Raw genomic sequence first — 25191 nt, 5'->3', positions numbered from 1 at the left:
CGACGTCCTCATTCGGGAGTCTACCTATGTCCCCCCTCAGCTGGCGAGGCCTGTGTTCCGCAGCGACGCTCGCAACCCTGCTCACCACAACGGCCTGCGCCCATAAGCCCGGCCCCGGTGAGCTCTACATGGCCGACGCTCGCGCAGCCCTCGAGAGCGATCGGCCCGACGAAGCCCGCGCGCTCGCCGAGTTGGCCCTCGATGAGACCGACATCTCCGAGCGTGACGCCCTCCTGCTCCTGGCCAGCACCCACCGTGCCCTGGCCGAAAGAGCGCTGGCCGAAGACCGCCCCGAAGACGCCATCGCTCGACTCCGAGAGGCCGCCTCGGTCGAACCCGCCACCGCGCAGCGTCGCACCGACCTGCGCCAGGCCCTGACCATCGCCGCCGAGATCACGCTGCCCGCCGATCGCCTGCAACCGCTACTCTCAGACGCGCTTGTGCTCTTCCCCGACGACCCCGAACTTCATCGCGCCGCCGCCCGCGCCTTTGAGGAGCTCGGCCGCCCCGACGACGCCATCGCCCACTACCTCTGGATCTGGACCGCCTCGCCAGGCGACCGCCAGGCCGGCCTGCGACTCGGCATCCTGCTCCTCTCCGAAGGCCGCCACCGCGAGGCCCTCCCCTACTTAAACACCCTCTACCAGGCCCACCCCGACGATCTCCAGGTCGGACTCAACCTCACCGACGCCCTGGAGCACCTCAACCGCCCCTCTCGGGCCACCGAGGTCTTTGAGGAGCTCCTGGAGCGCATCGGCGAGCAGCCCGGGCTTCTTTTTCGCTACGCGGCCTTCCTGGAGCGCCAGGGCCGCCCGGACGACGCACGCCAGATGCAGGATCGCGCCCGCGACGCCATGCCCGCCCTGCAGCAACGCGACGACATGCGCCCCCTGCGCTGACACACCTCCAACGCCTCAGGCCCGCGCCGCCGTGGCCGCACTCAGCGCGTCGATCACCTCTTTGGCCGACTGGTAACGCCGGTCGGGCTCCTTCTCCAGCAACTTCAAGATCATCGCGTCCGTCTCCTCGCTCAACCCCGGGTTGATCGAGCGTGGCGAGGGCGGACGCGTGTGCAGGTGATGGTAGCTCAGATCGCCCTTAAAGAAGGGCACGGTGCCCGTCGCACACTCAAAGATCGTGCATCCCAGGCTGTACAAGTCGCTACGGAAGTCGATGTCTTTGCCGATGATCTGCTCCGGCGACATATAGAAGGGCGTGCCCACCTGCTGGGTATGGTTGTTCTGGTACTCCTTCAAAAACTTCGCCAGCCCGAAGTCCATCACCTTGAGCGCCCGATCGCGCGTCGTCATCACGTTGCCGCTCTTGATATCGCGGTGAATGATGCCCTTGCCGTGCGCGTAATGCAGCGCCCGGCTGCACCCCAGAAAAATGTGGCGCACCTTGTCATCGGGGAGCGCCCCGGTGCGGCGAACGAGCTCTTTGAGCGTGGTCCCCTCCACGAACTCCATCGCCATATAATACTCGCCATCCTGCTCCCCGGCGTCGTAAATCGTGACGATGTTGGGGTGAGAGAGCGCCGCTGCGGCCCGCGCCTCACGCAAAAAGTACTTCACCGCGGTCTCATTATCGCGCAGGTTCTCGCCGAGGATCTTAAACGCCACCACCCGGCCCAGCACCGTGTCGCGCGCCTTGTAGACAATGCCCATCCCGCCGCGGGCGATCTCTTCGAGGATCTCGTAGCGCCGCGTCTCTTCGCCCTCGGCACCACCCCCGCCAAAGAGCCCGCTGGTGGTGCGGCCGGTCAATGTACCGCGGCGCATCCGCTTGCGAATCGCCCCCACACGCATCGTCGTGTCTTCGAAGTTGGGCTCAACCTCCAGGACCTTACTATAACATTCGAGAGCACCGGCCAGGTCGGGCTCCTCTTCCAGCGCACGCCCCATCTTGTAGAGCAGCGGCAAGGTCGCGGGCGAGGCTTCCCGATTGCCCAGCGCCGCGCGGTACTTGCCGTAGGCCTTCTCGGCGCGCCCCTGGGCGCGCAGCACATCGCCCTGAAGCTCCAGGCTGCGGCTGTACATCGCGTCGCGAGAGTCGATCTTCGAGAGGGCGTCGAGCGCCTCCTCGTACATGCGATGCTCAAAGCGCAGCCGCCCCACCCGGAAGTAGTCCCCCTGCTGATCGAGCACCCGCAGCTGCCCCTCCACATCGCCGGCTTCCTGATAGTACTCCGCAGCCCGCGCCAGATGGCCGGCCTGCTCGGCGCAACGCGCCGCATGCGCGAAGCGTGGAATCTCCAGATAGAGCTTAAGCGCCTCCTCAAACTCGCCGAGCTTCTCGTAGAGCTCGGCGGCCTGCTCCATCTTGCCGATCTCCGCAAACAGCTCGGCGGCCTGCGCATACTCTCCGGCGTCGCGAAGATGCGCGGCCGCCTCCGCACGCTCGCCATCGGCCAGGGCCACCTGCGCTCGCATACGCGCGGCCCGTTTGGCCTCACCGGCCTCTTCCAAAAACTTCGCAGCGAGCTCCGGCTGACGCGCTTCGATCAACAACTCCGCGGCACGCGTAAAGTCGCCGGAGACACGCAACGTCTCGGCAGCCTCAGCCGCAAACCCCGCCGCCAGAAAGATCTCGCTGGCGCGCTGATTCTCGCCGGCCTCCCGGAACAACTCCCCGGCGCGCCGGGCCTGCTCACGCAGCTCGTCGGGAAGCGCCGCCGCATCAATGCCATGCTCGGCGCGTTGCCGCTCCACATGGCGCGCATAATACTCGGCCGCATCCCCCGGGCGCTGGGCGGCGTCGTAGGCCCGGGCCGCCTCCAACCAGCGCTCCGCGCGCACGTAATTCTCGGCGGCCCGACGCATATCGTCGGCGCGCTCGTAATGCTGCGCCGCGCGCTCCCAGGCCCCCGCCTGAAAGTACTCCGCGGCAGCCGCGCGCGTGTCCCCCATCTGCTCATAGACCCGCGCGGCCTGCTCGTGATCGCCGGCGCGTTTAAAACAATAGATCGCCTGAAGTCGGCTCCCGGCCTGCTCAAAGGTGCGCGCCGCCTTCAAAAACACGCCCCCCTTGAAGTACGCCTCCGCCGCCTCATCGAGCGCTTCGGCCCGCGTGAGAAGATCGCCAGCGACCTCAAACTCCCCCGACGCGATCGCCTTATCGACCCGCTCCCGCGTCTCACGCGGCAGCATCTGCACCGGCGCGCTGTTGCTGGCGCTCATCGCCACGCGCACCCAGCGAATCCCGGCAAACACCACTCCGACGAGCACGCCCACCACAACAAGACCGCCCACCAGCGCGATCCAGGACGAGAGGCTGGTGCCGTAGCCCACACCCTCAGCCAGGTCCACGTAATCCGCGACCTGCGCCACCAACCACACGCCTGTTCCGATCATTGAGACACCTTCAGAATCGACCGCGCAGCCCGACAAAGCCGCCATCGGGGCTGACGCCGCCCTCAAAGCTCAAGCCCTCCTCCGAGGCCTCCTCGCCCTGCGTGGCGTTGTAGATGAGCATGCCCACGCCGGCCGCCGTCAACACACCGCCGGCGATGTACGCCGCGCGCGCCGTCTGGAAGTAGCCGGTGGCGTCGCTCTTCAGCCCCTCGAGCTCCTCGCGGCTCGCGCCGGCGGCCTGCTTGTCGTAGGAGTTCACCTCTTCGGTCGTGCCGTTTTGAAGGAGCGTGAACACACCGCCGGTGGCCAGCGCTGCCACGCCCAGACCGGTCGTCGTCCAGCCCCAGGTCCCCAGCGTGCCGCCTTCACCCTGCACGTCGCTCACATCGTCTTGAGCCACCAACACCGGCGCCGCCTCCACGAGCACGGGCGCCCAGGTGTAGCTGCCTTCGGCCTCGGCGTTCTCCTGCCAGATCGCCTCCTCGTAGCCCTCGGCGCGCAGTACCACGGTGACCTCTCCCGGCCCCACATCCACCTGGGCCGGCGTCACTCCGAGCTCCTGCTCGCCACCTTCGGCGTCCACCGCCACGATCGCGGCCCCGGCCGGCTCACTGCTCACATCGAGGATCGCCGGAACCTTCTCGCGCAACATCGGCACCACCTCGGCGATGCGTCCGATGAACTCAATATCCTGCCCCTCATCGAGGTAGGTCGTGTAGTGATCAATGGCCTCGCGGTACATCCCCAGGTTTTCGGCGGCCTGGCCCATACGGTAGAGGATCGTCGGCTCCGGAAGCTGCTCATACGCCTCGCTGTAGAGATCGTACGCCGTCTGGTAGTCCTCCGACTCAAACGCATCGTTGGCCGCGCGGATCGTCTCCAACATCGACATCCCCTGCGCCATCACCGGCGAACTCAGCGCGAGCGCGCCCACCACAAGACAAAGCCCTACCAGCGCTCGCCAGAACGCGCCCGGCGCGTCGCTACGAAAAACCACCATCACCTGCCTCCTCAATCTTGCGGACGCGTCAACCTTCTACACGTCCATGCGTGGGCCCGGAAAACCGATCCTCACGTGAAATGCTCATAGTATCCTGGACATCGTCTCACGCGTGTTATCGTAACGCCGTGTCACCGACGCGCGCAACCTCCGCCTCGCTCCCCCTCATCGACTCACCACATGGGCCACCGGCCTTGCGCCTCTTTTGGAATCTGGGAAGATGACGCGCCGCTTCATGTCGCGCCTGGCGCTGGATTAGAATGAAACGCTGGATGATAAGAATTGGTAAAGCGCTCGGGTTGGTCCTCGCGATCATCCTCGGCCTGATCGTGCTCGCGCTGCTCATCGTTCAGATCGGCGCGGTGCGGGACCCGCTCGTCCAACGCATCCTCGCCAGCGTCAACACCTCCCTCGAAGGCCGCATTGAGGTCGGCGAGCTCAGTGGCCCCCTGCTTGGAAGCGCTTCAGTGCGCGATATCGCCATTTACGATGGTCGCGACAACCTCGCTGCCTTCATCCCCGAAGCCACCCTCTCCTACTCCCTGGGCTCGCTCACCCGCGGGCAGCTGGTCATCGAAGAGGTCGCCGCGGAGCGCCCCGCGCTCGTCGTGCGCACCTACCCGGACGGCGCCCTCAACTGGACCACCCTGGCCCCCCCTTCCGACGAAGAGAGCCAGCCTCTGGCCACGCCGATCTTCGTCGAACGCGTCGCCATCAACAACGCGACGTTGGCCTATGTCGACGAGGCCACCGAATCACCCGACACGCCCGACCTCCTTCAACAACGCGACACGCTGCTCAACGCCCTGACTCAGGCATCCGACACCCCCGCCCAACTTTCCACACTCTGGCGCGGCGCCTGGAACGCCTCCTCCCCCCAGACCGACGGCGCTCCGGCCGCACCTCTGAGCGCAAGCCTCACCGATCTCAACGCAGAGGCCTCCGCGAGCCTCTACCAGCGCGACATCCTCGCCAACCTCACCCGCTTTGACGTCAACGCGGAGCTCGACTGGCTCGCCAGCGCACTTGCCATCAGCCTCGGTGAAAGCGAGGTCCGCATCAGCGACACCCTCACGCACGTCGAGCTCGGCGCGCTCAAGCTCGACGACCTCCTCTCGCTCAGCGCGCTACGCGCCACCCTCATCCTGCCCGAGACGCCCGCCGACGCGAACGCCGAGCCCGGCGACGATGTCGACAACGCCACGCCGCCTTTTCAAGAACTCTCCGCACACCTCGACACTCTGACCCTCCCGGCGGCCACCCTGGAGCGCTTCAGCGGACAGGATCTCGGCCTGCCAGGCGATCTTCGCTTGAGCGCACGCATCGGCGGCAGTGACCAGCTCGGCGCGCTGGCCGAAGTACACCTCCCTGGCATCGATGAGCCCATTCGGCTCAGTGCACAACTCGCCGACATCACCTCCGAGACGCCCCGTTACCTGGCCACCTTGAGCACGCCGCGCCTGGACACCGCCACACTGACCCCCGGACTCGACCTCCCGCCCCTCACCACGCGCCTCCGCGCTCAGGTCATGGGCATGGGCTTTGACCCACAGACGCTGCACACCGGCCTGCGCGCCCGCCTCGATGAGACGCGCTACGACTCCTACGAAGCCTCGCTCACCTACCTGGCCGGCGATCTCTCCGAGGGCGACATCCGCGCCCAACGCCTTGCCGCGCTCTCCCCCTACCTCAACCTCTTCGCCTCGGCGCACCTCGACCCGGAAGGCCGCGCCCGCGCCGTCGTGCGTACCACCGCCGATCCCGCTCAGGCCGAACGCACCGCTGACCTCACAGGCACACCGCCAGTCACCGCCGATCTGGCCGTCGATCTCGACGCCACGTTTAACCCCGAGCACAGCGACCTCCTTCAGGCCGCCCGCGCCCTCGATCTCGACGCGTCGTGGCGCTTTGAAGGCTTCGACGCCTTTGACATCGTCATCAACAACAGCCGCGGCACCCTGACCGCCGATCTGGAGCGCGTGGAGACCGCCACCGACCGCTACCGCGGCCGCTACACCCTGGACGCCCGAGCGGCCGGGGTGCGCTTCGACGGCATGAGCCTGGGCACCTTGCGCGCACGCGACCAGGGCCGCATCGAGCTTCAACTTCCCCTCGACGACCCGCTGGCCAGCCTCACTGACCTGAACAACGACCTGCGGATCGACCTCACCAACCTTCGCGTTCAGGACAATCGCCTGGAGCGAGCATCGCTACGCGCCACGAGCCAGAAGCGCCCCGACGCCCCCCGCTCCCTGCAGTCACGCCTGCGCCTTGGGGCCTCCGGCATCGCCACGCCGGACGCCTCCGTCGACCAGCTGGAGGGCGACCTCCGCGCCACCGCCCGCCTCGGGAGCGGAAGCGATCCCTTCGAGTCCCTTCGCGCCTTCACCCTGGCGGGCGAGCTCTCCGCCGACGCCCTGCGCGCCCCGGCCTCCAACGCCACCATCGCCTCGGCCGCCGTGGGACTTGACCTCCGCGGACAACTCGACGCCCCCCTGGGCGATGTGCGCCTGCAGCTCAATGAGATCACTTTCGGTACCGAAACCTTCGAGCGCGCCGACCTTCGTCTGGCCATGGCCTCCGGCGACACTGCGCGCCTCGAAGCCGAGCTCTGGCGCGACGCCACACGTCGCTACGACGTGGGCGCAACCGTGCAACATCGTCGCCGCTACACCGATCTCACCCTCACCGAGCTCCACCTCGCCAGCGACCTCACCCGCTGGGAGACCACCGAAGAGTCTCGCCTCAACTTCGACGGGCGTCGCCTGACCCTCGACGACGTGGAGCTCAACCGCCAGGACAGCAACCAGTCCATACGCGCCCACGGCACGTTCACCCCCGGGCGCTCCCAGGATCTGGAGATCGGCCTGCGCAATGTCGCCCCCGGCGAACTCGCGCGCGACTTCCACCTCGATCAGCTCCCCGACATCGGCGGTCAGATCGACCTGGCCCTGGCGCTGGGAGGCACCGCCTCCAACCCCACCGTCGATCTTCAGACCGACGCCTCCGAACTGACCTATGAGGGCGAAGGCCCCTTCAACCTCACGCTTGCCGCCAACTACGCCGATGGCCAGGCCCGCATCCCCGAAGTCACACTGAGCGCCTACGATCAAGACATCCTCGAGATGAGCGCCACCCTCCCGGTCAGCTTCAACCTCAACGGTGACTACGCCATCGACTGGGATGAAGACTTTCGGCTTAACCTCGATCTGGCCGAGATCACTCTGCGCGACTTCCACCAGCCCCTGCCCATCCTCAACGACTACGGCATCGAGGGCGACGTCAACGGTCGCATCCGCTGGTCGGGATCGTTGGAGAACCCCAACCTCGAAGTCGACCTTAACGCCCAGGGGCTTCAGTTCTCTGGCGAGGTCAACGGCGACTTCATCTCGCTGCGCAGCATCGATCTGGCCACCCAGACCACCTACAGCCCACCGCGGGGCCGCCGCGGCGGGCTCGACACCCGCATCAACCTCGACTGGCGCAGCGAGCGCATCGCCCGGGTGCGTGCCAGCGCCGCCCTCCCCCTGGCCCAGTGGCTGCGCTCGGCCACCGGCTACTCCGACGAGGAGATCCTCTGGCGCGACGCCTTCCTCACGCTACCGGTGCGCCTGCTCGTCGACATCCCCGACATCAACTTAGAACGCATCCCCCTGGAGCAACTTCGCGAAGCTGACGCCACCGGCGAGGGCTCCATCCTCATCGACCTCGACGGGACCGTCGCCCGGCCCACCGGCCGCATCGACATCGGTCTGCAAAAGCTCGGCTGGACGCACTTCCGTGACATGTTCATCGATCTTAACGCCCGCCTCGGTGAGGGTCGCCTCAACGTCGAGCGCCTGCGCTTTGAGTGGGACGCCGACGAGATCCTCGTCGCTGACGGCTCCTTGCCCCTTCCTGTCGAAGATCTCCTGGCCGGAGAGACGCTCGAAGACATCCCGCTGAACTTCCGCGCCCAGCTGCGCCAGCTCCCCATCTCCAAACTCAGCGCCTTCAACTACGAGTTCGCCCGGGTGCGCGGCGACATCGCCGCCTACATCACCCTCGACGGCAGCCTGCGCGCCCCGCGCCTGGAAGCCCGTGCTGGCCTCTTCGACACCCGCCTGGGCGACGGATCCACCGGCACCATCAGCATGGAGCTCCGGGGCGAAGACAACCTCCTCAACCTCGACGCGCGCCTCTGCCGCCAGTACAGCGACCTCGCCACCATGACCGCCGCGCTGCCGATCAACCTCGACGTCATCGCGCTGGCCAGCGGCGCCGACTGGCAGGCCCCCGGCGAGCTGCGCGTCGACGTCAAAAGCGACCCGATGGAGCTCGACAAGGTACTGCCCACCCAGCTCCTCTCGGACCTCATCGAAGAGCCCGAGGGCACCCTGAAGGCCGACCTGAAGATCCGCGGCGACTGGCAAGAACCCCGCATCGACGGGCAATTCAACCTCGACAAAGCCGCCATCACGCTGGTGCCTCTGGGACGACGTTTTGTCGACATCGACGCCGACATCGCGCTCGACAACGACACCCTCGACATCAACACCTTCGTGCTCAACGACGGCCCCAGCCGCGCCACGCTCACCGGCTCGGTGGGCCACGAGCGCTTCATCCCCGACGAGGTCGACCTCCGCCTGGAGGCAAAAGAATTCAACCTCGCCGGGCTCGCCGTCGACTTCCCCGTTTACGTCAGCACCACCACCACCGCGCGCGGCTCGTTGCGGGGATCACCGGGCAACATCAACGTCAACGTCGCGGGCCTCGAGGTCGTCCTCACCGACAATCAGGAGCAGGGCCTGCACACCACCGAGCTCGACCCGGACATTGTCATCATGGACGGGAGCAACCGAAACCAGACCAAAGATCAGACCGACGCCAGCGAACTCGCCAACCGCGACTTAAGCGACCCCGGCGCGTTGAACCTGCGCGTCAACGTGACCGTCGACCGCAACGCCTGGGTGCGTCACCCCATCGGCGACGTCAACATTCAGGCCAACATCGTCGCGCTGCTCGCCGGCACCAACGTCTCACTCACGGGCTCGGCCGAGGCCATCCGCGGCGATCTCGAGTTTCTGGGACGACGCTTCATCGTCGAACCCAGCGAAGTCGTCTTCACCGGCGCCACCCCGCCCAACCCCCGCCTGCAGCTCGAAGCCACCTACGAGCTCGACCGGTCCATCACCCAGTCGCTCGGCCCGCCCTCCGAGGGCGACCCGCGCATCATCTTCCGCATCAGCGGCAGCGCCGATAACCCGCAGCTTCTTCTGCAGAGCGACCCGGCGATGACCGACACCGAGATCCTCTTTGTGCTGATGACCGGGCGTCCCCCCAGCCGTGGCGACGTCGGCCAGGATGAGGGCGTCGCCAACCAGGCCCTTGGCGCCGTGAGCGGGCTCTTCTTCGGCCTGCTCCAGGATCAGCTCGCCGGCACCGTTCCGGTCGACGTGCTCCGACTGGAGCCCGGCGACGGCGGCCTCCAGGGCGGCCGCCTGGAGTTCGGCAAGTACATCACCAACGACATCTTCGTCTCCTACCGCGTGCAGTTCGGCGGCGAGGAAGACGACGCCACCAACATCGTCCGCGTGGAGTATCACTTCTTACCCCGCTGGATGGTCGAGCTCACCTACACCGACCGCAATGAGGGCGGCGCCAACATCTTCTGGGACGTGTACTGAGCCGCAGCGCGCATCACAGCCATCGCTCGACCACAAAAAACGCCGGCGTCCAATAGGGCGCCGGCGTTTTTGGTTCTCAAGAGCATCAAGCGTCGCGGATCAGCTCAGCGCCTGCTCCAGGTCGGCGACGAGATCCTGCACATCTTCAATGCCCACCGAGAGGCGTACCAGCCCATCGCTGATCCCCAGCTCCGCACGAACCTCCGGGGGTACCGAGGCGTGGGTCATGATCGCCGGATGCTCGATCAGGCTCTCCACCCCGCCCAGGCTCTCGGCCAACGCAAAGACCTTGACGCGCTCCAACATCGTGCGCGCCGGCTCCAGACCGTCTTTCAGCACGAAGGTGATCATGCCGCCAAAGCCCGACATCTGTTTTTTGGCGATCGCGTGCTGCGGATGGCTCTCAAGCCCCGGATAAAGCACCTTCTCCACGGCCTCGTGCTTCTCCAGATATTCGGCGATCACCTGCGCGTTCGCCGCATGCTGACGCATGCGCACCGCGAGCGTCTTCACACCGCGTAGCACAAGCCAGCTATCAAAAGGCCCGGGCACCGCCCCGATGGAGTTCTGCAGGAAGCGCAACTTCTCGGCAGCCTCATCGTCGTTGGTGATCACCACACCGCCCACAACATCGGAGTGCCCGTTGATGAACTTCGTCGTGGAGTGCACCACCAGATCCGCGCCCAGAAGCAGCGGATTCTGGAAGTAGGGGCTCATAAAGGTGTTGTCGACCACCACCGGAATGCCCTGCTCATGCGCGATCTCACAGATGGCCTGGATGTCGCAAATCTTGAGCATCGGGTTGGTCGGGCTCTCCAGCCACACAAGACGCGTCGCCGGCGTCAGCGCCGCCTTAAAGGCCTCAAGGTCCGTCATATCCACAAAGCTAAAGCCAATCCCCATCGGCCGAAACACTTTGGTGAAGAGGCGGTAGGTCCCCCCGTACACGTCGTCGCCGCTGACCACATGATCGCCCGCGTTGAGCATGTGCATGATCGTCGAGGTCGCGGCACACCCGGAGGCAAACGCCACCCCGTGCTTGCCCTTCTCCAGGCTCGCCAGGCAGTCCTCCAGCGCGTTGCGCGTCGGGTTGTGCGTGCGCGTGTACTCAAAGCCCTGGTGATGCCCTGGCGAGGACTGCACGTAGGTCGAGGTCTGAAAGATCGGCGTCATGATCGCGCCGTTGGACGGGTCGGGCTCCTGGCCAGCATGGATCGCCCGCGTATCAAAGCCCATCTGGCCGTAGTCGAGTTCCGGCTTATGCATCGCTCACTCCTCAGAAAGTCGCATGGTGAAAGAATCATCGGCTGTCTTGCGCGGCCATCATAGGGCTGTGGGCGTTTTTCACAACCGCCGAGAGAACCTCTCGCACCGCCTGGACCATCGGCATCGCATCGCCGACGTTGGAGGATTGAAAAGAATTGCAACAAACACCCTCTTAGATTTGACCCCCCCTCAAGAGGGTTATTACCCTCCGAAACATAATTCGTACTCTCCGAGTGGGGGAGGTGAATTCAGATGTCTCGCCAGTGGTGGCGAGTCGTTGGATAATTTTATCTTTTTGGAGGTAGCATCATGGTTGTTTCTCGCACCAAACTGCTTGCACTTGGCGCATTCCTTACCCTTTTCGGGGGGGGCTTGTGGTGAAAGCACGTCGCCTGAGCTCGAATCCAGCGACGTGATCCGCAGCGTCGCCCAGGCCTCCGAGAGCCAGTGCCGCACCGTCTCCACCCTCATCCCTCTCGACAACCTCTCCAACTGGCAAGACAACTTCAAAACCCCGCCCTGGCGCACCGTGAAGACCGATGGCCAGCCCGGCATCGACTACCGCGTGTACATTGATGTCGACGCCCTCAACGGCGGCGTCATCCCCACCGCTCCGGGACAGGGACACTACACCTCGCTCGAGCACTACCTCGACACTCTTTCCGACCTCGTCGGCGTCGATGTCCACAACAACTCCTACTTCCTCACCACGGTGGGCTCCAGCCTCAAGACCGACGCCAACGGCCTCCCGCTGACCTCATCCACCGGCGTCTTCGTCTACGACGCCCTCTCCGATGAAAAAGGCCAGATCTACATCGATGGCGTCAACGTCACCAAGCAGCTCCATCACCCCGAGCGCTTCCACAGCTACGCCATCGACTACGCCAAACTCAACGCCGCGCAGACCGCTACCGTCAACGCGCTCAACACCAACATCGGCGTGGCGCTCAACCTGCAGCAGTCCTCCCAACTGAACCTGTGGCCCGCTACCGAATGGGTCGACGGCATCGAGCTTGTGCCCCAGTCCGGCAAATGGCGCGCCTACCTCAACATGTTCCACGGCGAGTGGAACGCCAATAACGAGGGCCTGCCCCCCCAGTCCTGGAGCGACATCTACTGGCCCGGCGAATCCTACTCGCAGATCAAGGACGTGGTGGATTGCTACGTTCCCAACGCCTACCCTTGCACCTACACCGTCATCAGCCTGACCCCCTTCATGGCGGAGCGGGTTTGCTCGCCGGCCGACGAACTCACTCTCGACATGAAGGTGTTCCGGGATGGCGGCACGTACCCCCGAATTGGCCGCGAAATTGCCAACCTCGAAGACGTCAGCGCGATCGATGTAGGCTACTATTCAGTTCCCAACTCCAGGACCCCGAACGGAAACTCACAGGCCTGCGCCACCGGAGACGCCGTTTTCAAATACAGTCCATGGGAGTTCGACTCGGAACGTGTGAAGACCGATAATGTTACCTATGGTCATTGTGACCTCTAATTATCGGCCGAAGCCCCCCTAAGGAGAACGGTCTAACTCCCGACAGGGGGGCTTTTAAAAAAAAGGGACAATATGCCATCACTTGCACACGTTGTATCTCTGTCGCCCCCATTAGTTATCGCGGTTATTTTATTTAGCTGCACACAAGAGCCACAGCAACCCATCTACATTCCAGAAAACACCGATGATGTTAACCTGGTAGTTGATGCAGCCCCCCCCTTCGATGCGACGCCAGAAGATCTTGATGTGCAGACCGAACCGGACGCCGAGACCTGCAACCGCGACGTCATGACGGAAGACGCAGACTTTCAAAAACCTGCACCAGATGAAGACTGCAACATCGGCTACGGCTCACTACCCCAAACATACTCATGCGACGCGTCATGTGTGGAAGGCGTATTCTTCCGTTTCTCAATGGGTATGCGAAACCACATCCCTTACTCAGCAGGGATGAAAGAAGTCTGGCTTTTTGACGGGGAATATCTCGTTCTCGATACCGCACTCACCCAGAGCGACGCTCACTGGTGGCTGCCTGGCGAGTTTCAAGTCGTTGCCCTGCACGAAGGCCGCTACCTACCGATCCGTTACGTCGAGATCCACGAGCCGCACTTCCCCACGATGGAGGAGATCGAGTCCTGGCCCGAGAGCGACTACGCGACCGTGCAAACAATTTATCGCGAGCCTTTCGTCACATTTAACTCCACCTTCGTCATTCCCCCCTGGGCCTTTCCTGAAAAAGGCACTTATAACGTGCAACTTCTCATCTTGCCCATCTGGCGCGAACACCCTGAACGTCGCTTTCTTGCCGAACGAAACAGCTTCATTCACGTGCGAAACTCGGAACTCCATCGCACTTATACGGTGTACTACGGCAGCTACGACTTCAAATCCCACGCCGACATCGAAGATCGCCAGGACGACGCCGTCCCCTGGGAAGACGCCAGCCCCTGGGGCTACGTGCAAGAGCTCAATCTCATGTTCCTCGCCCCACCCACCGATCGTTTCGACTGGCGCCAGTACAACTGGGTTTGGGAGGACGCTTTCCCCACCGGCGAGCTCACGAAAGAGTTCGTCTTCAATGAGCCCACCGTCACCCTCGACTTTTTCACCGTTAATGGTGGCCTACGTCACACGCACACCACCGGCCAGAACCTCTATTACGTGCTGCGCAACGAGGAGGTCATTGACATGTTCCTGCTCGAGCCGCCCTCCATCGAGGGACTCGACCCGGTCTGGGAAGAGGAGCGCGGCGTGAAGCTCCCCATAACCTTCGAGCTCACCGAAGAGATGGCGTCTTATAAGATCATCGTTGTACCCGATCCCTTCGAACCCCAACGCGAATTCCCCATGCCCTCGGGCAACGTCCCGATCGCTTCCAACGCGTTGTTGATGCGTTATGAGCCGCCGGCTGAGGCCGAATGATCGCTGCGATGGCCCCTCCTGGCGATCCTCTCGCACGACGCCCTGATCGCGGGCGCGGCGGGCGCGCTCCCGGCCAACGCTCGACGCACCTCACCACACCATTGACAACCCCATCTCCCGTCGTTAGGTTTCCGCGTCGCCGATTTACCCGCGACTGAAGCATGGAGTGCGCCCGCCTTAAAGCGGTGCATATCTTCTGGCGGTTTACAGGCGTCACACACGTTCTACTTTTCACGGCGAAGGTCGCCTTCTAAGAGACGCTGGCCACGGGGGCCGGCGGGCGAACCTCCCCAAAACCAACCGTCGCTCATTGAGCGATATGTTCAAGGTCGTCAATGACTGTTCAACAAAACGAAAACTTCCCCACCACCGATGACTTCGCGGCGCTGCTCGACACCCACGAAGACTTCACCAGTGCGGTTCGCGAGAACGAAATCACCACCGGCCGCGTGCTTGAAGTCGGTGATGACTACGTGCTCGTCGACATCGGCTTTAAGTCCGAAGGCCGCATCGACCTCTCCGAGTTCATCGACGAGAAGGGTGAGGTCACCGTGCGCGCCGGCGATGACGTCGACGTTCTGCTCGAGAAGCGCGAAGACGAGTCCGGTCAGTGCATCCTCTCCAAGGAGCGCGCCGACCGCATGAAGGTCTGGGAGATCATCAGCGAGAAGGCCGAGGCCGACGAGCTGGTCCGCGGTACGATCACCAACCGCGTCAAGGGCGGCCTCCAGGTCGACATCGGCGTCAAGGCCTTCCTGCCTGGCAGCCAGGTCGAACTGCGTCCGACCCGCAACCTCGACAAGTACATCGGTCAAGAGTTCGCGTTTAAGATCATCAAGTTCAACAAGCAGCGTGGCAACATCGTGCTTAGCCGCCGCGCCCTGCTTGAGAAAGAGCGCGCCGAGCTCAAGAAGAAGACCCTCGAGAAGCTCAAGGCCGGTGCGGTCATCGACGGTATCGTCAAGAACCTCACCGACTACGGCGCCTTCGTCGACCTGGGCGGCATCGACGGCCTGCTGCACATCACCGACATGAGCTGGGGCCGCGTCTCGCATCCCACCGAGCTCTTCAACGTCGGCGACGAGATCCAGGTCAAAGTGCTCAAGTTCAGCGCCGAGAGCGAGCGAGTCAGCCTGGGCTACAAGCAGCTCACCCCCGATCCGTGGGAAGGTGCCGAGGACCGCTACCCGGACGGCGCGCACGTCCTGGGTCGCGTGGTCAGCCTCATCGACTACGGTGCCTTCGTCGAGCTTGAAGAAGGCATCGAAGGTCTGGTGCACATCAGCGAGATGAGCTGGACTCGCCGCATCAAGCACCCCAACCGTGTGGTGAGCGAGGGCGAGATCATCCGCTGCGTCGTGCTCAACCTGGATACGGACGCCAAGAAGGTCAGCCTGGGCATCAAGCAGGTCGAGCCCAACCCCTGGACCCTGCTCGAAGATCGCTACCCGGTCGGTACCCGCATCCTCGGCAAGATCCGCAACATCACCGACTTCGGTATCTTCGTGGGCATCGAAGAGGGCATCGACGGTCTGGTCCACATCAGCGACATCAGCTGGACCCAGAAGATCCGCCACCCCTCCGAGATCTACGAAGCCAACCAGGAAGTCGAAGCCGTCGTGCTCAACATCGACGTCGAGAACGAGCGCTTCAGCCTGGGTATCAAGCAGCTTGAGAGCGATCCGTGGGAGACCCTCCCGCAGCGCTATCCGCCGGGCAAGATCGTCGACGCCACCATCACCAAGCTCACCGACTTCGGTGCGTTTGCGGAAGTGGAAGAAGGCATCGAAGGTCTCATCCACATCTCCGAACTGGCCGACGAGCGCATCGAGAACCCGAGCGAAGTCGTCAAGGTTGGCGAAGAGCACAAGGTTGAGGTCATCAGCGTCGATCCGAAGGAGCGCAAGATCGCGCTCTCGATCAAGAACTTCGTGCGTCGCTCGGAGTCGGGTCACCTTCGGGAGTACGCCGAAGAGAGCGGCGCCACCGCGCAGCTCGGCGACCTGCTCAAGGGCAAGCTCGGCGACCTGACCGGCGACGAAGAGGAGTAAGCTCCTCACCCTGGCGAGCGTTACATCGCTCGCCTGCGTCCCGCGTCATGTGCGAGTAGCTCATGATCACAGCGAGGCGGCCCCTTTTCGGGGGCCGCCTCGTTGCGTTTGCACCCCTGGCGACAGCACCTGCCGCATTGACACCGGCAAGGCCCCTCTCTACAACCAGTGGCACCTGAGCGCCCGGTCCTGCGCGCCCCCCAATGAGGCGCGCGAGAGATGTTTGACGTTGCCCACTGCGCCGATGTCGCTAGCTTGTCCCTGTTGTTTCTCGCCCGCAGTGCAAGGATTTTCCTGACGATGCTGGACCCCCTCCTCGACAAGCGCTTGATCTTCGTCACCGGCAAAGGTGGCGTCGGCAAAAGCACCGTGACCGCCGCCCTGGGCAAAGCTCTGGCCGCGCGCGGAAAGCGCACCCTGGTACTGGAGACCGACACCTTCTCGGCCATGGAAGATCTTTACGGCTACGAAGGCACGGGCCTAGAGCCGGTGAAGCTCTCCGAGACGCTCTACGCCTCCAACCTGATGGCCGAGGATTGTTTTGTGGCCACACTGACCCGCTTTGTGCCTGGCGAGCGTGTGGCGCGAGCGGTGATCAACAACCGCGTGGCCCGCGTCTTCTTTAAGGCGGCGCCCTCGGTCAACGAGGTCACCATCCTCGACCAGATCCGCGTTTTCTATGAGGCCGAAGATCAGGGCAAGCCGCGCTACGACCACATCGTCGTCGACCTGCCGGCGAGCGGCCACGCGGTGACCTTTCTCAACGTACCGGCGACCATGAACGGCATGATGCGCGGCATTGGCCCCATCGCAAAGATGACCGCCCAGGTCTCAACGATCATCAACGATCCGAAGCAGACCGCCATCGCCGCGGTGTGCCTGCCGGAAGAGATGCCCGTCAACGAGACCATCGAGCTCGCGAGCAACCTTAAAAGCGTGCTCGGGCGCCCCCTCACACTGGCCATCGCCAACATGGTGCACCGCGCCCCCCTGCATGACGATGACCGCCCCATCTTTGACGCCCTGCTCGCCCGCGTCCGCGCCAACGCGCCGGGCACCAGCAGCCTGCTCTTTGACGAGGAGCCCACCGACGAGTCCGACGCGCTGGCTCGCCTTGTCGAAGGCAACGCCCTGGCGTTGGGCTGGCACGACCGCGATCAGCGCTATCTGGGCGAACTTCGCAGCCGCGTCGACGCCCCGGTCATTGAACTGCCCATCTTCTATGAGACCTCCGGCGACGACGTGGTCGCTAACGTCGCCCGTCAGCTCGGCGGCGACTCCTCCTCGCTCGATCATCCCCTGGCCATCTAAGCGCCCTGTAGGAGTTCCTCGGTGACAGCAAGCCCTCGCTCAGACGCCAACGCCGCGCCACTGCGCCACCTGCTCGACTCCGGGCGCCTCATCGTCTGCGTGGGACCGGGCGGCGTGGGAAAAACCACCACGTCGGCCGCCGTCGGTTTACGCGCGGCGATGGCCGGTCGTAAGACGATCGTCATGACCATCGACCCGGCGCGCCGCCTGGCCAACAGCCTGGGCCTCGATGACCTCACCAACGACCCGCAGCAGATCGATCTGAGCGACGCCCTCAACCTCACTGGCAACGAGGATCACGGCGGCGAGCTCTGGGCGATGATGCTCGACTCCGAGAAGACCTTCAACGACCTGGTCGACCGACTCGCCCCCGACAAAGGCGCGCTGAAGCGTGCCAAAGAAAACAACATCTTCCGCCTGCTCTCCTCGGCGCTGCACGGCATGCAGGAGTACATGGCGCTGGAGAAGCTCCACGACCTCTACACCGGCGGCTACTTCGATCTCGTCATCCTGGACACCCCGCCGACCAAAAACGCTCTGGAGTTTTTGGAGACACCGGGGCGGGCCAGCACCTTTTTTGATGAGCGCATCATCAAGTGGTTTTTGCCCAACCGCAAAAGCGGGCTTCTGGGGCGCGTCTTTAACCCGGGCTCCATCGTGCTTGGCCTCATCTCCAAGGTGCTGGGAGAGAGCTTCGTCAACGACCTTGTGGAGTTCTTCGACACCTTCCACTACCTGCAGGAAACCCTGCAGCAGCGCGGCGAGCTCATCGAGTTCATCCTGCGTGACCCGCTGACGCATTTTTTCATCATCACCAGCGCCGACCCCCGACGCATCAAAGAGGCGGTCTATTTTCATGAGAAGCTCGGGCAGCTGGAGCAGCAGGCGGACTTTTTCATCATCAACCGCGTCATCCCTCGCTTTCACCCCGAGGACATCGCGGCCATTGAAGACACCGACCTCGACGCTTTGCTGCGGGAGGCCGACCACGAGGCCAGCGCCGACCGTATCAGCGGGCTGCGCCAGCGCCTGGAGACCCATTACCTTCAGCTGGCCAGGCTCGCCATCCGCGACCGCGAAGCCATCGCCTCATTGGCCACAAAGGTCGGACACGAAGCGCTGCGGCTGATCCCCCTGCTGGGCGAAGACGTGCATAACCTCACACACCTGCTCAAGCTCAGCGACTTCATCACCCCGCTTGCCCCCGACGCGCGCGTCGCCACGGCGAAGGGCTAAGCAGATGCCCATCTCAGATTTTTTACGGGGTCTGCGAGACAAGGTTGGCCACGACCTGCTCTTTGTGCCCGCGGTCGCCGCGGTGGTGCGCGACGACCAGCGGCGCGTGCTCTTTCAGCGTCGCAGCGACAACGGGCTGTGGTCGCTTCCCTCGGGCACCATCGACCCGGGAGAGTCGCCGGCCCGGGCGATCGTGCGCGAAGTCTATGAGGAGTGCGGGCTTCACGTGCAACCTACACACATTCTGGGCGTCTACGGCGGCGACCGCGAGGGGTTTCGGGTCACCTACCCCAACGGCGACGAGCTGGAGTCGGTGGTCATCGTCTTCGCCGTCGAGGTGCTCGGAGGGGAGTTGGAGGCCATCGACGGGGAGAGCGCCGAGTTGCGCTACTTTGAGCCCGCCCAGCGCCCTCCGCTGATGTCGAAGTACCCGGACGCGATCTTTGAGGACCGCGGTCCGGTGTCGGCCGACTTCGACCGCTAAGCTGAAGCGCTTCTATCGGAGCGCGGCGATGCGCTCACAGAGCCCGGCCACGATCTCCTCGACGCTGGCATCGGTCGAGTCGATGCCGATGGCATCTTCTGCTTTCTTCAGGGGCGCGACGTCGCGCTCGGAGTCGCGCCGATCGCGCTCGACAATGTCGCGGAGCACCTCGGCCTCATCGACCTCGTCGCCCGCTTCGCGCATCTGCTCGACGCGTCGTTTCGCACGCACCGCTGGCGAGGCGGTGATAAAGACCTTGAGCTCGGCGTCGGGAAAGACCACCGTGCCGATGTCGCGCCCTTCCAGCACGCTGGAGCGCTCGCGCCCCACCTGGCGCTGCTGGTCGACAAGCTCGCGCCTGACCGAGGGGTGGGCCGAGATCACGCTGGCGTTACGACTTACCTCGGCGCTGCGGATCTCCTGATGGAGCGCGCGCGTATTGCAGTAGATGACGTTCTCACCGCCCTCGAACTTAAATTCAAAACGCAACCCGCGGGCGATCTCAGCGACGCGCTCCGCGTCATGCAGATCCACCCCGGCAGCGGCCGCCTCATAGGCCACCGCACGGTACATCGCGCCGGTGTCCACGAGCTGAAACCCCAACTTCTCGGCCAGCGCGCGGGCGATGGTCGACTTTCCGGCACCCGCCGGACCATCAATCGCGACAATCATGCCTCCTCCCTGCTCAAAAGCGCGGGGAGCACCTCGCCAAGCGAGCTCAGGCATCGACGCACCTCATCGGGTGTGCCGATCGAGATGCGCACGAAATCGCCCAGACCGTAGCCCGCCATCGGGCGCACGATCACGCCTTTGCGCAGGAGCGCGTCGTAGACCTTCACGCCTTCCACCGGCGTCTTCACCAGCAGGAAGTTCGTCTGGCTGGGAATCCAGCTCACGCCCAGCTCGCTCATCGTCGCCAGGCCCTCCTCCAGAATCGCTCGCCCCTCCTCATTGACGCGCACCGAGCGCCCCACGAACGCCACATCGGTGAGCGCAGCCGCAGCGGCGTCCTGTGCGAGGATGTTGACGTTGAAGGGCTCACGCACCCGGTTCATGCGATCGATGAGGCTCGCAGGCGCAATCCCGTAGCCGGCGCGAATGCCCGCAAGACCATAGCATTTGCTGAAGGTGCGGCAGATGATCAGTCGCTCCCGAAGATCGCGCATCGTCTCCGCGCTGGCATAATCCTCGGCCTGCACATACTCGTGATAGGCCTCATCCACCACTACGATCACATCTTCGGGCACCACCTTCAGAAAGGTGCGCAGCTCGTCGGCAGGCACATACGTCCCGGTGGGATTGTTGGGGTTCGCCACGAACACGATCTTCGTCTTCGGCGTGATCGCCGCGGCCATCGCTTCCAGGTCAAAAGTCAGGGGCTCTTTCATCGGCGCGCGCCGAATCGTCATCCCCTGCGCCTGACAGATAATCGGGTAGGCTGCGAAGCTGTACTCCGAGACCACCGCCTCGTCATCCGACGTGCAGAACGTCCGCACCGCGATGGTGAGCACCTCGTTGGAGCCATTACCGGTGATGACTTCATCGGCGTCCACCCCGTGAAACTCCGCAACCGCTGCACGCAGGCGATGCGCGGCCCCATCCGGGTAGATATGACCTTTGGACAAGAGCGCCCGGGCGGCCTCGGTGGCCTTCGGGCTGGGGCCCAGCGGGTTCTCATTGCTGGCCAACTTGATCGACCCTTCGATGCCCAGCTCTCGCTCCAGCTCCTCGATCGGTTTCCCGGGTACGTAGGGCTTAAGCGTCTCGATATGCTCTCCGACTAACGCCTTCATCGTTCCTCGTTTTGCTTGCGTTTTCAGGTGGGGCGCGACGCGCGCTCCACGTTATACGGGTCGATCTGGGCCCATTCAAGCGTGGGTTTGCCGCCCTCGATAAAGGCACGCAAATCTGCGAGCACCTCGCTCGGAATGCGCCCTTCACGCAACACCGGGGCCATCGCCCAGTGGGTGTGGGGCTCGCTTCGAAACCACGAGATCTGCTGCTTGGCGTAACGCCGCGTCTGCTGCTTGATCTCATGAATCGCGTCATCGAGATCTCGCCCCTCCAGAAGATGCTCTCCCACCTGACGGTACCCCAGGCTCTGCATCGGCTTGTGCTGCGGACCATAACCGCGCTCCAGCAGCCGCCGGTACTCGTCGATCAGTCCCTCCTCAATCATCTGATCGACCCGAGCGTTGATGCGCTCGTAGAGCTCTTCTCGCGGCCGTATCAGCGCGATCTTCAGCGCGTGATAGTTCGGCGCCTTAAAGCGATGCGCCCGCTGGTGCTCGCTAAGCGGCGTCCCGGTCTGATCGAAGATCTCCAGTCCTCGGGTCACACGGACCACGTCGTTGCGATTTACGCGTGCAGCCAGCTCCGGATCCACCTGTTCGAGGCGAGCGTAGAGCACCTCGAGCCCTTCCCGCTCGGCGATGTCTCGGTACGTCGCCCGCAGCGCCTCACTGGGTGGCGGCGCCTCAAAGAGCCCGTGCACCAGCAATCGCAGGTAGAGCCCGGTCCCTCCCACGAGAAGGGGAACCTTGCCCCGCGCCACGATCGAGGCAATGGCCTCACTCGCGGCCTCGCGAAAGTCGGCCGCGTTGAACTCTTCATCCGGCTCGGCCACATCGATCACGTGATGGGGCAGGCGCGCCCGCTCCGCCTGGCTCGCCTTTGCCGTCCCGATGTCGAGATGACGGTACACCTGGAGACTGTCCACACTCACGATCTCGGCATTCAGCGTTTCCGCCAGCTCGAGCGAGAATGCGGTCTTTCCCACGCCGGTCGGCCCTACCAGGGCCACCACGCGCGTCAGCCCCTCAAACAACTCCGGGTTATCTGCGATCTGCATCATCGGCGATCAAAGGCCTCTTCAAGTTCCATTAACGGAATGCGGTAGTACACCGGCCGCCCGTGGGGGCAGTTGGCGCGAAAGTCGATTTGATCCATCTGCACGAGCAGCCCCTCACACTCCTCCAGAGTGAGCTGCGTGGGGCCTCGCACCACCGAGTGGCAGGCCATGCGGCTCAGCACCGACTCCATCGCTTCTTCCACGCGGCTCGATCCGCCGAAGTTGGAGAGGTCATCAAGCGCGTCTTTGATGATCTTCTCGTGGGGCGCGCGTTGCAGCACCGCCGGTACCTCTTTGAGCACGTAGGTGTTGCCGCCAAAGTGATCGATCTCAAACCCGGCCTGAGCGAAGAACCCCATGGCTTCGCTCATCGCCGCCGACCGCAACGCGTCGAGCTCCATGCGCAGCGGAAAGAGCAGGGGCTGAGTCTCTTTATGTTCCCGCTTAAAGAGCGCTTTAAGCCTCTCAAACCCGACGCGCTCGTGGGCCGCGTGCTGGTCGATGATCACCATCCCGGAGGCGTCTTCACACACGATGTAAGCCCGCCGAAACTGGCCGATCACCTTTAAGGTCGAAAAATACGCATCTCGCCCCGACGGCCCGCCCTCCCCGGAGGGACTTCCGCCGACCTCGCCAAGGTCCATGCGCGGCGGCTCACTCAGAGGCGTCAACCCTCGCGCGATGAACCCGCCCTGCACATCTCGGGGTTCGGAGTGAAAGGGTGAGCGAAGCTCTCCCGGATCCAGTCGATCCTGCTCCGAGAGGCGTCGATGACGCGCGTTGAGGGGTTCAATCTTCACGCGCCCCGGCTGAAGCATCCCCCCGGTAAAGCCGCCGCCTTTCGCCGGTGAGCCTGCGGCCATGCTGCCCTCGGCAGCGTCTCCACTGAGTGTACGCCGCTCGCCAAGGTTGTACGCACGGGCTGCCTGCCCCTCCAGCCAGGGTGCCTCTGCCAGTGCATCGGCGATCGCGTGGTAGACCGCTCGGTAGATGGGCTGCGTGTCATGAAAGCGTACCTCGGTCTTGGCCGGGTGCACGTTGATGTCCACCATCGAAAAGGGTACGTCGATAAAGAGCACCACACTTGGATAGCGCCCCCGCTCCAATAGATGCTTGTACGCACCGGTGATCGCCGCGCGAATCGTGCGGTCGCTGACGTAGCGACCGTTGACGAAGGTGTACATGTTGTTGGGCGAACGCTGCGAATGGCCCGGTTTCGAAAAGTACCCGCGGGCCACCACGCCGTGAATCGCCGGATACTCAAAGGTCGGATAGAGGTCATCATAGACCTCTCGACCGAGCACTTCCAAAATGCGATCTTTGAGTCGGTCGACCTGAGGAAGATCCAGACGCAGCTTCCCATCCTTCACAAACTTGATGCGCACGTCGGGCCGGCTCAACCCCACCCGCACCAACATCTCGGTGATGTGCCGCGTTTCGGTCGCGGGCGTCTTCAAAAACTTCAAGCGCGCCGGCGTATTATAGAAAAGCTCCTCGACAAGGATCGTGGTCCCCGCGGCCATCCCGACGTCTTCAATCTCCTGCATCACCCCCCCTTCGATATAGATGCGCGTACCCTCCAGTTGATCCCTGGGGCGCGTGCAGATCTCCATCCGTGACACCGAGCCAATCGAGGGCACTGCCTCCCCTCGAAAGCCCAGCGTGCCGATGGCAAAGAGATCCTCAACCCGTGCGATCTTGCTGGTGGCATGTCGCTCCACGGCGCGCAGCGCATCTTCACGGCGCATCCCACAGCCGTCGTCCTCCACTCGGATCAGGTCTCTTCCCCCTCCCTCGATCGTCACCTCAATGCGCCGCGCGCCCGCGTCGAGGCTATTCTCCACCAACTCTTTGACCACCGACGCCGGACGCTCCACGACCTCGCCAGCGGCGATCTGGTTGGCGAGCTCCGGGGGCAGCACCGCCACCGAGCGAGGGGCGTCAGCGGCGTGACGTGCCGCGGTATTTCTCCAGAGAGGATCGTCCTGACTCACTGCTTACTCCCTTACAATGTTCGCGCCCGGGCTCGCTGTCGCTGACACAGGCTGGAAACCACCGCGCTTCTAGCGTAAAAGGTCGCCTCGCGCGACTGATGCCTCCGAACTTCTCCCGGCCTTGCTCCTTATGTTCTCTCCCCTGAAACGCCTCTGGGTGCTAACCCGTGACCTGGTCATCCAGGTTGAGACCCAGAGCAAGCACGCTCGAAACGCTCGCCAGGACACCGACATCGACTGGACGACGATGGGCGTGCTCACCCTGGCAGCACTGATCCTCTCGATCCTCGAGTATTACGGCTCGTCCACGCATTGGAAGAGTTTGGAGCCCCTGGTGGGACTCTTCTCGGACGATCCGGCCGCGACCCTCGGTGCAATCTTTGCCGATCGCTACTACGGCCGGCTGGCGCGACTGACGTACTGGAGTGGCACGACTTTTCTTGGCTACTTCGTGATCCCGGCGCTCTTCATCACGCTGATCATGAAACATCGGCTGCGCGATTTCGGCATGAAGCTCGAAGGGGCCCTCACCCATTGGAAGATCTACGTCGGCCTCTACGTGCTTGTGCTCCCCTTTGTGATCGCGGTGGCGTTCCACCCCAGCTTTCAGCGAACCTACCCCTTCTATCAAGCCGCAGACCGGAGTCTGCTCGACTTCTTCGCCTGGCAGATTGTGTACGCTGCACAGTTCTTCGCGCTGGAGTTCTTCTACCGCGGATTTCTCATTCACGGGCTGAAAGCACGTCTGGGGATCTACGCGATTTTTGTCTCGACGATCCCCTACTGCATGATCCACTTCGGAAAGCCGCTCCCGGAGACGGTCGGTGCCATCCTGGCAGGGATCGCCCTGGGGCTGCTCTCGCTCTACACGCGCTCGATCTGGATGGGTGTAGCGATTCACATCTCGGTGGCCGTCACGATGGACATCACGTCGCTGGCCGTTCAGGGGCGCCTGCCCTTCTTTCAATAAGGTTCAGGGCATAGCGTTGAGCCCGGCCATCAGGAACCGAAGACACGTCGGCCGTGCTGGCGCAGAGCGAGAACCGCCCGACGCCAGCACCG

Annotated in this window: 16 protein-coding genes; 9 read left to right on the top strand and 7 right to left on the bottom strand. The window is 63.8% G+C overall.

Annotated features, from left to right (window positions below; all coding sequences use genetic code 11):
- Positions 1-26 precede the first annotated feature (26 nt).
- Positions 27-899, top strand: coding sequence for a tetratricopeptide repeat protein (locus FRC96_RS20565; protein ID WP_230470526.1), 873 nt, complete (start codon positions 27-29; stop codon positions 897-899).
- Positions 900-914: 15 nt separating this feature from the next.
- On the opposite strand, the gene FRC96_RS20560 is transcribed toward FRC96_RS20565, so the two are convergent.
- Both FRC96_RS20560 and FRC96_RS20555 read right to left on the bottom strand, forming a co-directional pair.
- The gene (locus tag FRC96_RS20560) at positions 915-3353 is read right to left on the bottom strand and encodes a serine/threonine-protein kinase (RefSeq protein WP_230470525.1); all 2439 of its coding nucleotides are present in this window, start codon (positions 3351-3353) and stop codon (positions 915-917) included.
- A gap of 10 nt (positions 3354-3363) precedes the next feature.
- Positions 3364-4353, bottom strand: coding sequence for a tetratricopeptide repeat protein (locus tag FRC96_RS20555; RefSeq protein ID WP_146977400.1), 990 nt, complete (start codon positions 4351-4353; stop codon positions 3364-3366).
- Between the two features lie 272 nt (positions 4354-4625).
- Between FRC96_RS20555 and FRC96_RS20550 the strand changes: the two genes are divergently transcribed.
- Positions 4626-10019, top strand: coding sequence for a translocation/assembly module TamB domain-containing protein (locus FRC96_RS20550; RefSeq protein ID WP_146977398.1), 5394 nt, complete (start codon positions 4626-4628; stop codon positions 10017-10019).
- Positions 10020-10118: 99 nt separating this feature from the next.
- On the opposite strand, the gene FRC96_RS20545 is transcribed toward FRC96_RS20550, so the two are convergent.
- Positions 10119-11255: a cystathionine gamma-synthase gene (locus tag FRC96_RS20545; RefSeq protein ID WP_146977448.1), complete on the bottom strand. Its 1137-nt coding sequence runs from the start codon at positions 11253-11255 to the stop codon at positions 10119-10121.
- A gap of 442 nt (positions 11256-11697) precedes the next feature.
- Here FRC96_RS20545 and FRC96_RS20540 point away from each other — a divergent pair, with 442 nt between their 5' ends.
- The 6 genes from FRC96_RS20540 (at position 11698) to FRC96_RS20515 (ending at position 19284) form a co-directional block, all read left to right on the top strand.
- On the top strand, positions 11698-12780 hold the full coding sequence (locus FRC96_RS20540; protein ID WP_146977396.1) for a hypothetical protein: 1083 nt from the start codon (positions 11698-11700) through the stop codon (positions 12778-12780).
- 72 nt (positions 12781-12852) lie between these two features.
- A complete protein-coding gene (locus FRC96_RS20535; protein WP_146977394.1) occupies positions 12853-14202 on the top strand; it encodes a hypothetical protein in 1350 nt (449 codons plus the stop codon).
- 335 nt (positions 14203-14537) lie between these two features.
- The gene (locus FRC96_RS20530; RefSeq protein WP_115604353.1) at positions 14538-16253 is read left to right on the top strand and encodes a 30S ribosomal protein S1; all 1716 of its coding nucleotides are present in this window, start codon (positions 14538-14540) and stop codon (positions 16251-16253) included.
- 300 nt (positions 16254-16553) lie between these two features.
- The gene (locus FRC96_RS20525; protein WP_230470523.1) at positions 16554-17564 is read left to right on the top strand and encodes an ArsA family ATPase; all 1011 of its coding nucleotides are present in this window, start codon (positions 16554-16556) and stop codon (positions 17562-17564) included.
- A gap of 21 nt (positions 17565-17585) precedes the next feature.
- On the top strand, positions 17586-18800 hold the full coding sequence (locus FRC96_RS20520; RefSeq protein WP_146977390.1) for an ArsA family ATPase: 1215 nt from the start codon (positions 17586-17588) through the stop codon (positions 18798-18800).
- Positions 18801-18804: 4 nt separating this feature from the next.
- Positions 18805-19284, top strand: coding sequence for an NUDIX domain-containing protein (locus tag FRC96_RS20515; RefSeq protein WP_146977388.1), 480 nt, complete (start codon positions 18805-18807; stop codon positions 19282-19284).
- A gap of 12 nt (positions 19285-19296) precedes the next feature.
- Here FRC96_RS20515 and cmk read toward each other — a convergent pair whose 3' ends face one another.
- From cmk to mutL, 4 genes are read right to left on the bottom strand one after another with little or no spacing between them, the layout of a single operon-like run.
- Positions 19297-19956, bottom strand: a complete 660-nt coding sequence (gene cmk, locus FRC96_RS20510; RefSeq protein WP_146977386.1) for a (d)CMP kinase — start codon at positions 19954-19956, stop codon at positions 19297-19299.
- Positions 19953-21077, bottom strand: coding sequence for a histidinol-phosphate transaminase (hisC, locus tag FRC96_RS20505; RefSeq protein WP_146977384.1), 1125 nt, complete (start codon positions 21075-21077; stop codon positions 19953-19955). Before hisC ends, cmk begins: the two co-directional genes overlap by 4 nt.
- A gap of 23 nt (positions 21078-21100) precedes the next feature.
- Positions 21101-22138, bottom strand: coding sequence for a tRNA (adenosine(37)-N6)-dimethylallyltransferase MiaA (miaA, locus tag FRC96_RS20500; RefSeq protein WP_146977383.1), 1038 nt, complete (start codon positions 22136-22138; stop codon positions 21101-21103).
- The gene (gene mutL / locus FRC96_RS20495; protein WP_146977382.1) at positions 22135-24129 is read right to left on the bottom strand and encodes a DNA mismatch repair endonuclease MutL; all 1995 of its coding nucleotides are present in this window, start codon (positions 24127-24129) and stop codon (positions 22135-22137) included. The genes miaA and mutL overlap by 4 nt, the downstream gene beginning before the upstream one ends.
- 130 nt (positions 24130-24259) lie before the next feature.
- Here mutL and FRC96_RS20490 point away from each other — a divergent pair, with 130 nt between their 5' ends.
- A complete protein-coding gene (locus FRC96_RS20490) occupies positions 24260-25099 on the top strand; it encodes a type II CAAX endopeptidase family protein (RefSeq protein ID WP_146977381.1) in 840 nt (279 codons plus the stop codon).
- The last annotated feature ends 92 nt before the right edge of the window (positions 25100-25191 follow it).

This window comes from Lujinxingia vulgaris (genome assembly GCF_007997005.1).
GTDB lineage: Bacteria > Myxococcota_A > Bradymonadia > Bradymonadales > Bradymonadaceae > Lujinxingia.
Note: the sequence above shows the minus strand (reverse complement) of the source record. Positions and strands in the feature narration are given on the sequence as shown.

What these genes read in the sequence shown, in the direction of transcription:
- FRC96_RS20560 (WP_230470525.1), bottom strand. Translation starts at nt 3,353, where the DNA reads ATGATCGGAACAGGCGTGTGGTTGGTGGCGCAGGTCGCGGATTACGTG.
- FRC96_RS20545 (WP_146977448.1), bottom strand. Translation starts at nt 11,255, where the DNA reads ATGGGCTTTGATACGCGGGCGATCCATGCTGGCCAGGAGCCCGACCCG.
- FRC96_RS20525 (WP_230470523.1), top strand. Translation starts at nt 16,554, where the DNA reads ATGCTGGACCCCCTCCTCGACAAGCGCTTGATCTTCGTCACCGGCAAA.
- FRC96_RS20565 (WP_230470526.1), top strand. Translation starts at nt 27, where the DNA reads ATGTCCCCCCTCAGCTGGCGAGGCCTGTGTTCCGCAGCGACGCTCGCA.
- FRC96_RS20550 (WP_146977398.1), top strand. Translation starts at nt 4,626, where the DNA reads ATGATAAGAATTGGTAAAGCGCTCGGGTTGGTCCTCGCGATCATCCTC.
- miaA (WP_146977383.1), bottom strand. Translation starts at nt 22,138, where the DNA reads ATGATGCAGATCGCAGATAACCCGGAGTTGTTTGAGGGGCTGACGCGC.
- FRC96_RS20555 (WP_146977400.1), bottom strand. Translation starts at nt 4,353, where the DNA reads ATGGTGGTTTTTCGTAGCGACGCGCCGGGCGCGTTCTGGCGAGCGCTG.
- cmk (WP_146977386.1), bottom strand. Translation starts at nt 19,956, where the DNA reads ATGATTGTCGCGATTGATGGTCCGGCGGGTGCCGGAAAGTCGACCATC.
- FRC96_RS20535 (WP_146977394.1), top strand. Translation starts at nt 12,853, where the DNA reads ATGCCATCACTTGCACACGTTGTATCTCTGTCGCCCCCATTAGTTATC.
- hisC (WP_146977384.1), bottom strand. Translation starts at nt 21,077, where the DNA reads ATGAAGGCGTTAGTCGGAGAGCATATCGAGACGCTTAAGCCCTACGTA.
- FRC96_RS20530 (WP_115604353.1), top strand. Translation starts at nt 14,538, where the DNA reads ATGACTGTTCAACAAAACGAAAACTTCCCCACCACCGATGACTTCGCG.
- FRC96_RS20490 (WP_146977381.1), top strand. Translation starts at nt 24,260, where the DNA reads ATGTTCTCTCCCCTGAAACGCCTCTGGGTGCTAACCCGTGACCTGGTC.
- FRC96_RS20515 (WP_146977388.1), top strand. Translation starts at nt 18,805, where the DNA reads ATGCCCATCTCAGATTTTTTACGGGGTCTGCGAGACAAGGTTGGCCAC.